General features: G+C 55.0%; 16 protein-coding genes. 13 read left to right on the forward strand and 3 right to left on the reverse strand.

The features are described 5' to 3' along the window. Positions 1-224: 224 nt before the first annotated feature. Positions 225-1,202, reverse strand: coding sequence for a calcium/sodium antiporter (locus tag OM794_RS11830; RefSeq protein WP_226251019.1), 978 nt, complete (start codon positions 1,200-1,202; stop codon positions 225-227). 362 nt (positions 1,203-1,564) lie between these two features. Between OM794_RS11830 and OM794_RS11835 the strand changes: the two genes are divergently transcribed. From OM794_RS11835 to OM794_RS11875, 9 genes are all read left to right on the forward strand, one after another. Continuing rightward, positions 1,565-2,923 carry a paraquat-inducible protein A gene (locus tag OM794_RS11835; protein WP_226251085.1) on the forward strand — a complete coding sequence of 453 codons (1,359 nt, stop codon included), beginning with the start codon at positions 1,565-1,567 and terminating at the stop codon, positions 2,921-2,923. Continuing rightward, positions 2,916-4,601: an intermembrane transport protein PqiB gene (pqiB, locus tag OM794_RS11840; protein ID WP_226251020.1), complete on the forward strand. Its 1,686-nt coding sequence runs from the start codon at positions 2,916-2,918 to the stop codon at positions 4,599-4,601. Before OM794_RS11835 ends, pqiB begins: the two co-directional genes overlap by 8 nt. A 10-nt stretch (positions 4,602-4,611) precedes the next feature. Beyond that, a complete protein-coding gene (locus OM794_RS11845) occupies positions 4,612-5,196 on the forward strand; it encodes a membrane integrity-associated transporter subunit PqiC (protein WP_226251021.1) in 585 nt (194 codons plus the stop codon). A 65-nt stretch (positions 5,197-5,261) separates the two neighbouring features. Beyond that, a complete protein-coding gene (locus tag OM794_RS11850; protein WP_226251022.1) occupies positions 5,262-5,768 on the forward strand; it encodes a hypothetical protein in 507 nt (168 codons plus the stop codon). Positions 5,769-6,040: 272 nt separating this feature from the next. After that, positions 6,041-7,297 carry a DEAD/DEAH box helicase gene (locus OM794_RS11855; protein WP_226251023.1) on the forward strand — a complete coding sequence of 419 codons (1,257 nt, stop codon included), beginning with the start codon at positions 6,041-6,043 and terminating at the stop codon, positions 7,295-7,297. A 95-nt stretch (positions 7,298-7,392) separates the two neighbouring features. Further along, the gene (locus OM794_RS11860; protein WP_226251024.1) at positions 7,393-7,896 is read left to right on the forward strand and encodes a hypothetical protein; all 504 of its coding nucleotides are present in this window, start codon (positions 7,393-7,395) and stop codon (positions 7,894-7,896) included. 8 nt (positions 7,897-7,904) lie between these two features. Further along, complete coding sequence (locus OM794_RS11865; RefSeq protein WP_226251025.1) at positions 7,905-9,116, forward strand: CynX/NimT family MFS transporter; 1,212 nt, start codon at positions 7,905-7,907, stop codon at positions 9,114-9,116. 30 nt (positions 9,117-9,146) lie between these two features. After that, positions 9,147-10,223: an asparaginase gene (locus OM794_RS11870; RefSeq protein ID WP_226251026.1), complete on the forward strand. Its 1,077-nt coding sequence runs from the start codon at positions 9,147-9,149 to the stop codon at positions 10,221-10,223. A gap of 86 nt (positions 10,224-10,309) precedes the next feature. Next, entirely contained in the window at positions 10,310-10,549 is a 240-nt protein-coding gene (locus OM794_RS11875; RefSeq protein WP_088700033.1) for a DUF2789 domain-containing protein, read from the forward strand. Positions 10,550-10,559: 10 nt separating this feature from the next. Here the strand turns inward: OM794_RS11875 and OM794_RS11880 are convergent, their stop codons facing one another. Together OM794_RS11880 and OM794_RS11885 are read right to left on the reverse strand one after the other, a co-directional pair. Then, positions 10,560-11,228 carry a TVP38/TMEM64 family protein gene (locus tag OM794_RS11880; RefSeq protein ID WP_226251027.1) on the reverse strand — a complete coding sequence of 223 codons (669 nt, stop codon included), beginning with the start codon at positions 11,226-11,228 and terminating at the stop codon, positions 10,560-10,562. After that, positions 11,229-11,654 (reverse strand): SRPBCC family protein, encoded by a 426-nt coding sequence (locus tag OM794_RS11885; protein WP_226251028.1) that lies wholly within the window; start codon positions 11,652-11,654, stop codon positions 11,229-11,231. A 265-nt stretch (positions 11,655-11,919) separates the two neighbouring features. On the opposite strand from OM794_RS11885, the gene queC reads away from it, so the two are divergent. The 4 genes from queC to OM794_RS11905 are packed head-to-tail and all read left to right on the forward strand — an operon-like array spanning position 11,920 to position 14,397. Beyond that, a complete protein-coding gene (queC, locus tag OM794_RS11890; RefSeq protein ID WP_226251029.1) occupies positions 11,920-12,633 on the forward strand; it encodes a 7-cyano-7-deazaguanine synthase QueC in 714 nt (237 codons plus the stop codon). Next, the gene (gene queE, locus OM794_RS11895; RefSeq protein WP_226251030.1) at positions 12,633-13,289 is read left to right on the forward strand and encodes a 7-carboxy-7-deazaguanine synthase; all 657 of its coding nucleotides are present in this window, start codon (positions 12,633-12,635) and stop codon (positions 13,287-13,289) included. The genes queC and queE overlap by 1 nt, the downstream gene beginning before the upstream one ends. After that, on the forward strand, positions 13,289-14,143 hold the full coding sequence (locus OM794_RS11900) for a 6-carboxytetrahydropterin synthase (protein WP_226251031.1): 855 nt from the start codon (positions 13,289-13,291) through the stop codon (positions 14,141-14,143). The genes queE and OM794_RS11900 overlap by 1 nt, the downstream gene beginning before the upstream one ends. Next, positions 14,140-14,397 carry a YkgJ family cysteine cluster protein gene (locus OM794_RS11905; protein ID WP_226251032.1) on the forward strand — a complete coding sequence of 86 codons (258 nt, stop codon included), beginning with the start codon at positions 14,140-14,142 and terminating at the stop codon, positions 14,395-14,397. Before OM794_RS11900 ends, OM794_RS11905 begins: the two co-directional genes overlap by 4 nt. Positions 14,398-14,404 lie beyond the last annotated feature (7 nt).

The following is a 14,404-nucleotide window of genomic DNA, read 5'->3' on the forward strand; positions in this document are numbered from 1 at the left end:
AGCTTAGTTGAGCCTTCATGGCACGACACTTTTAGTTATAAGCACTAAGCTTATTTCTTTACGCAAGGCTCCTTAGTACAACGCTGCTTTGCGTTTGCGTTGCGGAACTAAGCTTCTATCACTAGCGCCCTCTTGGACAGTCATTATACTGCAGCCACCGCATGTCCAAGATGAGTCGCATTGACGCACCAATCCCCCGCATGAGGCGCAATGACGCAATAAGGCTATCGCGACAATATGACGACGCTGACCATATAACCGGTGTAGGCGATAAATAGCGCCAGCAGAACCCCCCCTTCCAAGCGGTTTATACGCCGAGGGCGGCCACGCCAGGAGAATGCAAACAGAATCATCAACAGCGTCATTCCGGTCATCACACTCCAGTCGCGCACCAGCACTTCGCGCCCAGCTTCAATGGGCGCAATAACGCCGGCAAGGCCGACTACCGCCAGGCTGTTAAAGAGGTTGGATCCGACCACATTCCCCAGCACCATGTCGTGCTCATTTCGGCGCAGGGCGGTAATAGAGGAGGCTAGCTCAGGTAGCGACGTGCCAATAGCGACCACGGTAAGACCAATAATCAAGTCGCTCACACCAAAGCGCAGCGCAATTTCTACAGCTCCCCACACCAGTAGCCGCGAACTGGCGATTAACAGCACTAACCCTACCAGGGTCCACATAATAGCTTTGCCCCGGGACATCGGTTTGCTATCCAAGGTTTCTGCTACTTCAGCAACCAGCGCATCTTCGGGTTGATTGCGCGAGCGAACGATACTCACAACGATAAAAACAACCAACGCCAGCAAAAGACACACGGCCTCCCAGCGCGCGACAAATCCGTCCAGCAGCATCAAACCCGTCGCCAGCATGACCAGCATCAGGATAGGCATCTCTTTACTGATAACGCTAGAATGCACCGACAGCGGCGCCACAAGGGCTACCAAACCGAGGATCAAACCGATATTGGCAATATTTGAGCCGTAGGCGTTACCGACAGCCAAGCCAGGGTTTCCGTCCATAGCCGCCAGAACGGACACCATCATTTCTGGCGCCGAGGTTCCAAATCCTATGATCAACATCCCGATCAGCAATGGGGACAGGCCAAGCCAGCGCGATGTTGCCGCCGCGCCGTCGATAAACTTCTCGGCACTCCAGACCAATAAAACCAATCCAAGCACAACCGCTAATGTGGGGAGCAACATTCCATTTCCTTCATGACATAATGATTGTCACAGTTTGCAGATTTTGTATCCAAGTACCACTTCATAGCGACGGCAGTCAGATGCTATTACTAGCTATCCTGACCTCTATGCTGCGACACTTTAATGAGGGACCAACCTGACAGAAAAGTAGGCGGCCATTATGATCGCATTTAACTGCTCGTCACTGCGCCGCAGCATCGTTGTCTAAACTAACGCTTTGGTCAAGCGGCTAGCCTACGTTTTTTAACACTGTTTCAGCGACATAGGCTTGCTAAATGCGCATTTGACAGCCTAATCCGCCACATCCTAGTAGCTTTGCTTAGGGTTCGCACTGAGAGTTTTGCTTTTTGCTTCCACAACGATTGATTAAGCGCCGCACATTACCGGTTAACGCCCCCCTCGTTGACCGTTTGCCACCTGAGGCTCGAACTCAGCGAAGGCGTTTGCGTGCCTGTCACGAGTGCGACTGGGTATCGGCACTGCCGCCGTTAAACTCAGGTGAGAAAGCCAGCTGTCCGCGCTGTTCACATGTTTTGGTTAAACGCCATCGCTACCCGGCACAGCGCAGTATGGCCCTGGCCATCGCCTCTCTTGTTGCGCTGATGGTCGCGGTCTCGTTCCCTTTTATCAGTTTCACGGTCAGTGGGGTGAGTAACCGCATTGAACTAACCCAGACCGCCACCACACTGATTGGCTTTCACCAGCCGGTGGTCGCTATCGCCGTCATCATGACCATTGTGGTACTCCCCGCGGTCTATCTACTCGGGGTTCTTTGGCTGCAGTTTGGGTTACTCCGTGATCGCCCCCTGCCCTTTAGCCGTGACATCGCACGCTCACTGGCGCACTTAACGCCATGGATGATGGCCGACGTGTTTATTATCGGCGCTCTGGTAAGCCTGATAAAAATCGCCGGATTGGCCGATGTGACAATAGGCATCTCCTTCTGGGCGTTTTGTGCTTTTGCACTACTGCTACTGATGACAACCCAGTCCCTGGATGCCGACTGGATGTGGTTCTCGTTAGAGGGAGAACCACTGGCTCCCGAAGGTACGCAAACAGGACTGCCTGCTGGCGCTCAAGGCCTGACCGGCTGCCCTACCTGCGGGCTGATCAACCGCTTATCGCCCCAGGGGCGTGGTCACTGCGTTCGCTGCAATGAAAAGCTTCATCAGCGACTGCCGCATAGCTTACAGCGCACCTGGGCACTTCTCGCCGCCTCGGCCATTATGTACATTCCTGCCAATGTGTATCCCATTATGACAACCACCAGCCTGGGCAACTCCTCACCTTCAACCATCATTGGCGGCGTGGTTCAACTAATCCAGATGGGCTCCTGGCCAATTGCGGCGGTTATTTTTATTGCCAGCGTGATCGTTCCCGTCGGCAAGTTATTAGCGTTAATCTGGCTATGCTTAGTGGTTCGGCGTAGCAGCGCATTAAACGCCCAAAGCCGTACGCGACTCTATCGTCTAACGGAATTTATTGGACGCTGGTCAATGGTCGATGTTTTTGTGGTGGCCATACTCGTGGCACTGATTCGCGCAGGCTCCTTGATGTCAATTACACCAGGCCCGGCGGCACTCGCTTTTGGCTCGGTGGTTGTATTAACCATGCTAGCGGCGATGACATTTGATCCGCGTTTAATTTGGGACACTCCGCTTCCACCTCGTCACTCCCTTCTTCGCCGTAAAGCGGCCACCAAGGAACCTGTTGATGGCTAATGAAACAACACCGCCTAATACCAATCCCACAAATGATCAGGATCTTAATAAGGCCAAAACCTCACGCCAAACCCGGCTCTCCCCTATTTGGGTCGTGCCTATCGTTGCGATTGCCATTGGTCTATGGCTGGTTTATGACAACTACGCCAGTCGCGGTACGCTGGTGACGCTGACCATGGAGAGTGCCGAGGGAATCGAAGCGGGCAATACACTGATCCGTAGCCGCAATGTAGAAGTGGGCCGGGTGCAGGATGTGCGTTTGTCGGACGACCTTTCCCATGCCGTACTGACTGCTCGTATTCAACCGGAGGTTGAGGATCTTCTGCGCGAAGACACCCGCTTTTGGGTGGTTAAGCCACGCATTGGCCGTGAGGGTATTAGTGGTTTAGGCACTGTACTCTCCGGTGCTTATATTCAGCTTGAACCAGGCACTGCGGAAGCACCCCGACGGGAATTTCCCGTCAGCGATATCCCCCCTGTTGCGCCCGCCGGCCAAGCGGGGCTGCGTCTTAGTTTGACGAGCCAACTGGGCAACTCACTGCGGGTAGGTGACCCGGTTTCTTACCAGGGTTATACCGTGGGGCGTATTGAAGAGAATAATTTTGAGCCTCTCTCACGCACCATGCAGCATCAGGTGTTTATTGAAGAGCCATACACCAATTTAGTCACCGACAGCACACGCTTTTGGACGTCTAGCGGTATCGATTTTCGCTTGGACGCCGACGGTGTGCGCGTTAACGTCGAGTCATTGGAAGCACTGCTGGGTGGCGGTGTTACCTTCGGCGTACCCGAAGACCTGCCCATGGGGCAGCCGGTTGAAGCCAATACACGCTTTACCCTTTATGCCGATGAAAACGCCGCCCGAGAAGGTACCTTTAATCGCTATCTAGAGTATGTCCTGTTGGTAGACGAAACAGTGCGCGGACTCTCAAAAGGAGCGCCGGTAGAGTTTCGCGGTGTGAGACTGGGCACCGTTGCTGCCGTGCCCTGGAATTTTACCGCACCACAGCCCGACTCACGGGCCCGCTTTGCCATCCCAGTACTCATCAGGATTGAGCCTCAGCGCCTGGGTATTGAAAATAGCGATATTGATCTCGAAGAGTGGGAGGCGCGGTTCCAGCGTATGTTTGGTTTGGGTCTACGCGCATCGTTAAAAAATGGCAGTCTGCTAACGGGCGCCCTGTTTGTCGACTTAAACTTTCAGCGAGACCTGGCCGATGAATATACTGCCGAGCGCTTCTCGGATCGCCCAGTGTTCCCCACCGTCCCTGGCGGCTTTGCCCAGATACAGGCCCAAGTGACCAATTTACTTGATAAGCTAAACGCCCTTGAGGTTGAACCGCTGCTAACCGGCTTGGATCGTAACTTACAAGCTTCCGAGCAGATGCTGAATGAAGTTCGCGAAGTGAGCGCCTCTCTGAACCAGTTGCTCAATGATCCTGAAACCCAGGCCGTTGGAGGAAACCTTAACGCGACGCTGGATGAACTACGTGGCACGCTCCAGGGCTTATCGCCTTCATCGCCGGCTTATCAAGAGCTTACTACGGCCATTGAACGGCTGGATCGCTTGATGCGTGACCTACAGCCATTGACACGTACGCTCAATGACAACCCCAGAGCGCTGTTGTTTGACAATCTGGATGCCCAAGACCCCATCCCGCGCGCGCCACGGGATTAAGGAGCTAACGATGTTCATATGGATGAGATGTTCCTTGCTGCTGCTATGCTTGTTGTTATCCGCCTGTGCCAGCAGCGTCACGCCCCCCTCTCGCTACATGCTGCCGAGCGACCCGCTGACTAGCACCGCTCGCCAGCCCGAGGGCACGCTTATAGTGAACTCACCTCGGCTTGCCCACTATCTGGATGTCGACGGCATTGTGATGCAGCTAGACGACATTACGTTGAACGCCGCTCGCGAGCATCAGTGGGCAGAAGGGTTAGGCAGGCAGTTAGAACGGAATCTGCGCGCCAATCTGGCGCATGCGCTGCCAACGATTAGGGTTATGCGTGCAGAAGGCGAACAGGCTAACGCCTTGACGCTGCGCCTCAACGTGGATCAATTCCAGGGGCGCTTTGACGGTGTCGCTGTGGCTAGCGGCCAATGGCAATTACTTAACGATGTTGGAGAGCTGTTAGTGATGGAAAACTTCTATGCAGAAACCCCTCTAGCAGAAGATGGCTACCCCGCCTTGGTGCGCGCATTAACTGATAGTTGGGATCAAGCCGCCGAACTGATCGCCACTGAAATACGACAGGGCGATTATTTTGATTAATCAGCGCTTTTCTAAACGGAGCTTGCTGCACTACGCTTAATGCTAACCCTCTCAGGGATGTCACTATGACAGCTGAACAAAGCCAGACCACAGGTCTGCCCGTTGAACAACTGCGCGATACCATTAACACCCTCATACATACCGTCACGGCACTGCTTGAGGGTGAATTGACGCTAGATCTACTCGAAACGGCTTTAAATAGCCACGACGAACTGCGTGACCAGTTAACAGCTCACAGTCGTGACTCCTCAACGCTAGCCGCGCTTCAGCGCATTGAGCAGTTCATTACCCTGCAAGCGGGGCACTATTATCAAACGGCTAGCGACGATCTTGATGAGCAGCAAAACAGTCGTTTTCTCACCCTCTTTGCAAGACAACTATTAGCGCTTGATGGCATAGGGCCAGCTACGGCCCGCCAACTGTTTCAACTTGGTGTTTTCACCCCCAAGCACTTTTTTGCATTACCCCCCAAGGAAGTCGCCCAGCTCGACTTGCCCGCGGCTACGTTAGCGCGGTTGATTCCACTGCATGCCCAGGCACCGCCACTGGAACGATTCAGCGAAACAAGCTGAGGCCCCATAACCGTGTTACACTACCCGGCTTATTACTGACACGTAGTTTTCTGGTGTGTCCGTGCACACTAGGATGATAGTGCTGCTTGGCGCTATAACCTTCACGTCTCCTGTCACGGTCATCCACGGCTAACCAACGACCATCGCGGCACGCTGAATTATCTGGCACACTTCGCTGCCGCGAAGGTGAATCAACCTCGCTTTTTGAACATAACACCTAGTGATAACAACCATTTACCGGTATTAATTCACTAGGTGACTGCGGAGAACGCATGAGCTTTTCTGAACTTGGCCTGCACGCCGATCTGTTACGCGCTGTCACAGCGCAAGGTTACACCGAGCCCACCCCGATACAACGACAGGCTATTCCCGTCGTACTAGAGGGTCGTGACATGCTGGCCAGCGCCCAAACCGGCACGGGTAAAACCGCTGGTTTCACGCTGCCAATGCTGCAACGCTTAAGCTCTGGCAAGCGGCCTGGGAAACGTCAGGTACGCGCACTGGTACTAACCCCCACCCGTGAGCTTGCCGCTCAAGTCGGCGAAAGCGTATCGACCTATGGACAACACTTGGCTCTGCGCTCCCATATTATTTTTGGCGGCGTCGGCCAACAGCCTCAAATCGATGCACTAAAAGCGGGTTTGGATGTACTTGTTGCCACCCCTGGACGCCTGCTGGATCTCCATCAGCAGGGACATGTGGATCTCTCCTGCGTCGAGATTTTAGTGCTTGATGAAGCTGACCGTATGCTGGATATGGGCTTCATTCACGATATTAAACGCTTGCTGCGCCTAGTGCCTAAAAAGCGCCAAAACCTGCTGTTTTCGGCGACATTCTCTAACGAGATCCAGACCCTGGCACAACAGTTGCTGGATAACCCGGCGATGATTGAAGTCGCGCCGCGCAATGCCACTGCCGACAAAATTGAGCAGGCCATTTACCGCGTTGATCGCGAGAAGAAGCGTGAACTGCTGGCCCACTTGATTCAGCAAAATGGCTGGTTCCAGGTGCTGGTATTTACGCGTACCAAACATGGTGCTAACCGCCTTGCCGAGCAGCTCTCCAAGCAGGACATCCCCTCCATGGCAATCCATGGTAATAAAAGCCAGGGAGCTCGTACTCGCGCACTAACGGCATTCAAGAGTGGCGACCTACAGGTACTGGTGGCCACCGATATCGCTGCTCGCGGTCTGGATATTAATGAGCTGCCCCACGTGGTTAATTTCGACCTGCCCAACGTAGCGGAAGATTACGTCCACCGCATTGGCCGCACCGGTCGGGCTGGCAGCAATGGCGAAGCCGTTTCGTTGGTATGTGTCGATGAAGACGCCCTGCTGGGCAACATTGAGCGCCTGATCAAACAGACGCTGCCTAAGCACATTGAGCCAGGTTTTGAGCCCGACCCCAGTATCAAACCTGAGCCCATCGAAAATGGCCGACGCAATCAACGTCAGCCGCGCGCCAAACGCAAACCCGAAGGCCAGAGTGCCAATACCGGTGGCGAGCGTAAACGTCGCGCACGGCGCTAGCTCAGCGCGCAGGAATATGCGAAGGTGTCGCCTTTGCATATTTCAAGCCGCTGTTTTCCGCAGCTATTTTAGCCAATACCTTTCACGGAGTGATTATGGCGTCTTCTCAACTGATGGCCGAGTACCGCCAATGGCTGACGTTTCAACGTCAAGAGCAGCTAAGCCGCGAACACCAAGGAATCGTGCAGCGTTTAGAGGACGCCCGGGCGTCAGCAAACCAAGTGGTGCAGGCCTATCGCAGCATGGCTGAAAAGGCCTCGATCGAAGGCGCCTGCTATCGTACGATTTTCCTACGCCAGCGGGATGACAATCACGCCCTCCCCTGCGAAGGCTGGCTGTTTGTGCGCCGCATGCTTAGCGAAGGTAACAGCACCCGCGTACGCGTCACCCTGCTGGAGACCTTCACCCTTGAAGATGGCATCTTGGCGCCAGGTGATAAGCCTGCACGTAAGCTAACGTTAGAAATATTCGACCAGTTGAATATGGATAAAGGCATGCGCACTAACGTTAGAGTTGATTGCCTGGACACTCCCCAGGATTACCACTTTATTACGCTACTCGATGCCGTTCGCGGAGACTTGCGTCCCCACCTTAAGTAAGTACTCGTATGGCAACGCGTCGCTCGATTACGTTTATTTTACTGATGGTTGTGGTGGGGCTAAATCTACGCCCCGCCATGTCTTCGGTTGCCCCTTTACTTACCCGCTTGCAAGAAAGCGCCGGGCTTTCCGCTAGCGCGGCGGGTCTACTCACCACGCTCCCCGTGCTTTTTTTAGGCCTCTCCGCCCCACTTGCCCCTGCCCTGGCTAAACGCATAGGCAGTGAACGGGCGCTGAGTGCAGCACTGACACTGCTGGCTGTTGGATTGATTTTGCGTGGTTTGCCGCTTCCCGGCGGGCTCTTTATCGGCTCGGCGATGGCAGGCTGCGCGATCGGCATTGGTGGCACCCTGCTACCGGCCTTGGTTAAGCGTGAACTCCCCGACAGTGCCGACCTCCTCACTGGCTTATACACCATGGCGCTCTGCCTGGGCGGCGCTTTAGGTGCCGGGCTCAGCGTTCCACTGACCCAACTGCTCGGTAGCTGGCAGGCGAGCTTGATGAGCTGGTCACTGCTGGCGCTATTCGCGCTAGTGCTTTGGCACATCCAAATGCCCCGCACCACCATGACAAGCACGCCAACAGCGCCGAAAAGCGGTATTTTACGGCTTCTTAAGCAACCACTTACCTGGCACGTTATGCTGTTCATGGGTATTCAATCATCCATGGCGTACATCGTATTTGGCTGGCTGCCTACACTGCTGGTTGATCGCGGTTATAACGAGGCCGATGCGGGCTGGACCATGGCGGTATCCATTATGTGCCAACTTGCCTCAGCGTTGGGCGCCCCCTGGCTTGCCCGCATGGGGCGTGACCAGCGTCCTGCGCTGCTGCTTGTGCTGCTTAGCACCGCCATGGGCCTGTGGATGCTGCTTATCGCGCCACTGGTATGGAAATGGCCAGGCGCTGCACTGCTGGGTATCGGCCAAGGCGGCAGCTTTAGCATGGCGCTGAGCCTGTTAGTATTACGAACGGCCAACTCACGCCTTGCCGGTCAGCTTTCTGGGCTTGTCCAGGGCGGTGGCTATACGCTGGCCGCACTCGGCCCTTTTGGTGTGGGGGTTATGCTGCAATCAGGCGCCAACACCCCACATATCGCCTGGCTGTTGATTGCCCTGATCCTGGTTTGCTGTGGCTTTGCGCTGCTTGCGGGCCGCAATCAGCGCTTAGACGATCATAGTGGCGAACTTTTGGTACAACGTGTTACGCCTACTTTCTGAATTAGCAGGTTTCGCATAAAGCCCCAGGAGATGGCGATGCCCCCCTACTCACCTCTAGCCGACAGCGTTCCCTCCCAAGAGCGCATTTTAGTTATTTACACGGGCGGCACTATCGGTATGCAGCAGCATGCGGAAGGCCTTGCGCCTGGTGGCGACTTTCCTACTCGCATGGCGGCGGCTCTCAGCCAGCTACCGCTTGACCAACAGCAATCTCTGCCTGCTTATGAGGTCTTAAGCTACGCTACGCTAATTGACTCAAGTGCGGCCACCCCGCTCACTTGGCAACAGCTCGCCCGTGATATTAACGACCAATTAACGGCCTACGCCGGTTTCGTGATTATTCACGGCACCGATACACTCAGCTGGACCGCCGCTAGCCTTGCCTACCAACTTCAGGGATTAGATAGACCAGTGGTCGTCACGGGCTCCATGCTTCCACTGGAAGCTCCGGGCAGCGATGCCATGGACAATTTACACGGTGCACTGCAGTTTGCCGCCAAGCCCGCACTCCAAGAAGTCACTGTTTACTTTTCAGGGCAACTGCTGCGAGGCGCCCGTGCCATCAAGCAGCACAGCGAAGCCGCCAACGCTTTCGCCAGCCCCAACTACCCGCTGCTCGGCGAACGGGTAGGTGATGATTTCATTTATTACCCCAGCCGCGGGCTGGGTCTGCAGCAGCGTGGTGCACCGCGTTTCGAGCTTCCCGACTACCGTCTGGTCAATCAGGGAGAGATCGTTCGCATCGCTCTTTGGCCGGGCATATCCGCGTGGCAGCTAGAGGCATGGCTGAGTGATTCGCGGGTTAAAGGTGCGTTGCTTCAGCTTTGGGGCGCTGGCAACCTTCCCAACACCCCTCATTTGCTTGACGTACTCGCCAGAGCCAGTGGCGAAGGCAAATTACTCGCTGCCATTAGCCTGTGCCCGCAGGGTAGCGTCCACCTGGGCGTTTACGCAGCGGGACACGGCCTTAACGATGCAGGCGTACTCGCAGGCGATGATATGACCCCAGAGGCAGCGTTCACCAAGCTGGCCCACTTACTGGCACAACCGCTCACGTTGGAAGATCAGCGTCAGCGCTTTTTAACACCACTCGTCGGTGAACGTTAATCAAGCAAAGCTTTGAATGCTGGCGTAGGCTGAGAATCAAGCTATGTTGAAAGGATCTATCTAACCGTTTGAAGGAGCAAAAGATTATGGAAAAGCCAGTGCATCACTTCAGCGAGCTGTTCGAACAGCTGGGCCTAGCATCTGACCCTGATTCGATAGAACGCTTTATCCAGCGCAATGCTCCGCTCCCGGAAACGATGCCATTGGCTGAAGCCCCCTGTTGGAACGAGGGTCAGGCAGAATTTCTAAAAGAGGCCGTGGATGAGGACGCCGACTGGGCAGAGGTGGTCGATCACCTTGATGCTTCCATGCATAAGGCCCAATAAGCCTGATGAGTTAATGAACGTTGCGCGCCGCCTCTATGCGGCGCCTGTACCATGCCCCTGCCAATAGCAACAGGGCCAACGCAATCAGTGGTAGCAGCACATTAAATTGCAGCGCATTCTCCTCCTCAATTGCCTCCAAAGCGCCATAAATCGCACTACTATAGACTCCCCACTTGACCACTAAACCAAGCGTTGCAGCCAATAAATAAGTCTTAAGGGAAATACCACGCAGACCTGCCGCAAAATTGATTACCGAATGAGGAAAGCCAGGCAAGAGCCGCATGGCACACTGGGTCATAAAGTCGCTACGCTGCTCCAGCATTTCCATCACCTTCAACGTCAAACCGCCAGGAGCCCAGTTTCTACCAGCGCGCGCGGCTATTTGATACGCACCCAAAGCGCCTACCACACTGCTGAGTGTCAGCATCGTTGTGGCGATCACCGGTGGGTAAAAGGGTGCAATTAGCCACAGCCCAATACTGCCGGGCAGTCCAATGGCTAACGTCACAGCCATAATCACCATGACCCCTATAATAACGATAGGATGATGCGATGCCTGGGAAGCCCACTGCTTCACCACCATCAAATCTGGTGAATACCATAGCCACACATAAGCCAGCATGGCAAAAAATGTAAACCCTAACGCCCACCGCCAGGGGTACTTTGGCGGGTTATTCATTCAAACCTGCTGATCATTCAAACGCGCTTCTACACGTTCAAGAATTTGTCGACTGACTTTTCCGACTAGCGGCTTGGCGGCTTTGTTTACGGCCTTCTCCATTAAGCGATTGCGAATTTCATAGCTGAGCGTCAACGCCACTTCGGTACCTTCTGCCACCTCGCGAAGACGGTACCGCCCCTGGTTCTTCACACCGTCCAGCGACTCCCAGGCAAGCACATGGGGCGGCTGGATCTCGGTCACCATGACATCAAACGCCCAATCCATACCCACCGCACGCACGTGCCAACGATATCGGTTTTCACCCAAGGTCTCTATTGAGCGAATCAGATCCGAGTAATCGGCAAAATCCTCGACGCGGCGCAGTAAGTCAAACACACGCTCGGGTGAAGCATTAATGATTTCACTATGTTCAATGGTTGCCATCGGTTCGCCTCAAACAGCATGGAGGGATAGCGTAGCATGTTGATATTAATGCTGCCCGCCTACTGAGTTATCGCAGTTAGTGATCCGTCATGGCATCTAGGTACAGCGCATGGTGTCGAATAATGGGTCAGCCGAATAGGCGCTAGAACTGGCCAGATTAACGGCTATTGCGTACACTGCCGCTCTTCCGGACCGGACCCCGGAACGCCGCGCCAGCTAAACGCTGCTTGCGATTAATAAATTCTCCGACAAAGAGTGTTCTCTCATGTCATCAACACCCCCAGTGGCGAATAATACAGCCACCACGACTGTCGTTATCTATTCCGGTGGAATGGACTCTTTTACCGTGCTTCACCGCGCCTTACGTGAAGGCCTTAACGTACACGCACTTTCCTTTGACTATGGTCAGCGCCATGCCCGCGAACTCGACACTGCACGCCAAGTGTGCGCTTCGCTGGGCCTGCCCCATCAAGTGGTTGATATTCGCGCGATACACGGTTTGATTGATAACTCGGCGCTCACCAACCCAGACCAGTCCATGCCCCAGGCTGACTATGACGCGGAGAACCTGCGCGCTACCGTGGTGCCCAACCGCAATATGATTCTGCTCTCTCTGGCGATTGCCAAGGCTGTCAATATTGGCGCTGGCCGAGTCGACTATGGTGCCCATGGTGGCGATCACGTGCTCTACCCCGACTGTCGTCCCGAATTCGTCGAAGCGATGAATCATGTAGCTGGCATTGCCAACTTCGAGTCGGTAACGCTACACGCCCCCTATTTATACACAAGTAAGGCCGATATCTTGCGCGAAGGCCTCGCCATGGGGTTGGATTATGCCCATACATGGACGTGCTACGAGGGCCGTGAACTCGCCTGTGGCGTATGCGGCAGCTGTCGCGAACGGTTGGCCGCCTTTGCGGTCAATGGAGTCGCCGATCCACTGGCTTACAGCGTAAGCAACGCAGTAGGTCAGCGCTGATGTATCAGGTCAAAGAAGCGTTTTATACCCTGCAAGGGGAAGGCGCCCAAGCGGGCAGAGCGAGCGTGTTCTGTCGTTTCAGCGGCTGTAACCTGTGGTCGGGACGTCAGGTTGATCGGGCGACCGCTAAATGTACTTTTTGCGATACTGACTTTATTGGCACTAACGGTATCAATGGCGGCAAGTTTGCCACAGCCGCTGCCCTTGCTGAGCATATTGCCGCGCTGTGGCCCAGCCAAAGCGGTAGCGCCCAGTCAAAGGCGACGCCCTATGTAGTGTTTACCGGCGGCGAACCACTGCTACAGCTTGACGCCACGCTGATTGCGACGCTGCATAGCCATGGGTTTGAGGTGGCCGTCGAGACCAACGGTACGCTGGCACCGCCCCCAGGCATTGACTGGCTGTGTGTCAGCCCTAAGGGCAACAATCCGCTGGCCGTTACTCAAGGCGATGAATTAAAGCTCGTCTATCCTCAGGAGGACGCTCCCCCAGAGCAGTTTTCAAGCCTAGGGTTTCGCCACTTCTTTTTACAGCCGATGGATCTTGCCCCTCTCAATCAGGATAAGACTACCGTCGCTGAAGTGACCGCCTACTGTATGGCTAATCCTCAGTGGCGCCTGTCGCTACAAATGCACAAATTAGCAGGTTTTGATTAATGTCCCTATTTGTTCAACAACTGACCCATATCGATGTTTCCCTCTGGTGTTCCCAGCGCGGCTTAGTCGGCTGTAGCTGGCAAGTAGACGCAGTGCTGGATGGCGAGCTGGGCGAAGATGGCATGCTGTTCGATTTTGGTGAAGTCAAACCGTGGATCAAACGCACGCTGGATGGCGGTCTCGACCACACCCTGCTGGTGCCCACTCAAGCACCTGGGATCACGGTAACAGAGTGCCCTGAAGGTTTGTGTGTGCGTACAACTACCCCCTACCCGATGGAAGTGCGCGGCCCAAAAGAGGCCTTTAGCCTGCTGCCCTGGCAGGCTATTGAGCCCGACACGGTCGCTGAACATTTAAGCCAGCAGCTCACCGAACAGCGCCCTAAAAATGTCCACCAGGTCACCCTAACGCTTAGCGACGAGGTCATTGAAGGCGCTGCCTATGGATACACCCACGGCCTGAAACGCCACCTGGGCAACTGCCAGCGTATTGCCCACGGCCACCGTTCGCGGCTACATATCTTTCAGCAAGGGGTGCGTCAACCTAAGCTCGAACAGCAGTGGGCAGCATGGCTGGATAATCGCTACCTGCTTGAAGAGGCGGATATCACCTCCCGGGATAACGACTTCCTTACCTGCGGCTATCGGGCCGCCCAAGGCGATTTCTCCATTATGCTGCCACAGTCGCTATGCGCAGTCCTTCCCGGCCCTACCACGGTAGAAAATATCGCTGCTTGGCTGGCGAAAGAGGTTGCCACGCAAAGCGGAGTAACCACGCGCATTCAGGCCTTCGAGGGCATTAACAAGGGCGCTATTGGCATGTTTACGCCTAGTGCTACACCAAGTCAGCTATGAGTGAAGAGTGTCGTGCAGGGTGTGGCGCCTGCTGCATCGCGCCTTCAATTAGCTCAGCTATTCCCGGCATGCCTGAGGGCAAGCCAGCGGGCATTCGCTGCGTACAGTTAGATGAGCATAATCTGTGCCGTTTGTTCGGGAACCCAAGCCGCCCCAGGGTCTGCGCGCGGTTTAACTTTGACGCTAGTGTATGTGGCGAGCACCGGGAAGAGGCGCTCGCCACTTTGATCTGGTTGGAGCAGGATACCCGTTAAAGAGTGT

The sequence above is a fragment of the Halomonas sp. BDJS001 genome, from assembly GCF_026104355.1.
GTDB lineage: Bacteria > Pseudomonadota > Gammaproteobacteria > Pseudomonadales > Halomonadaceae > Vreelandella.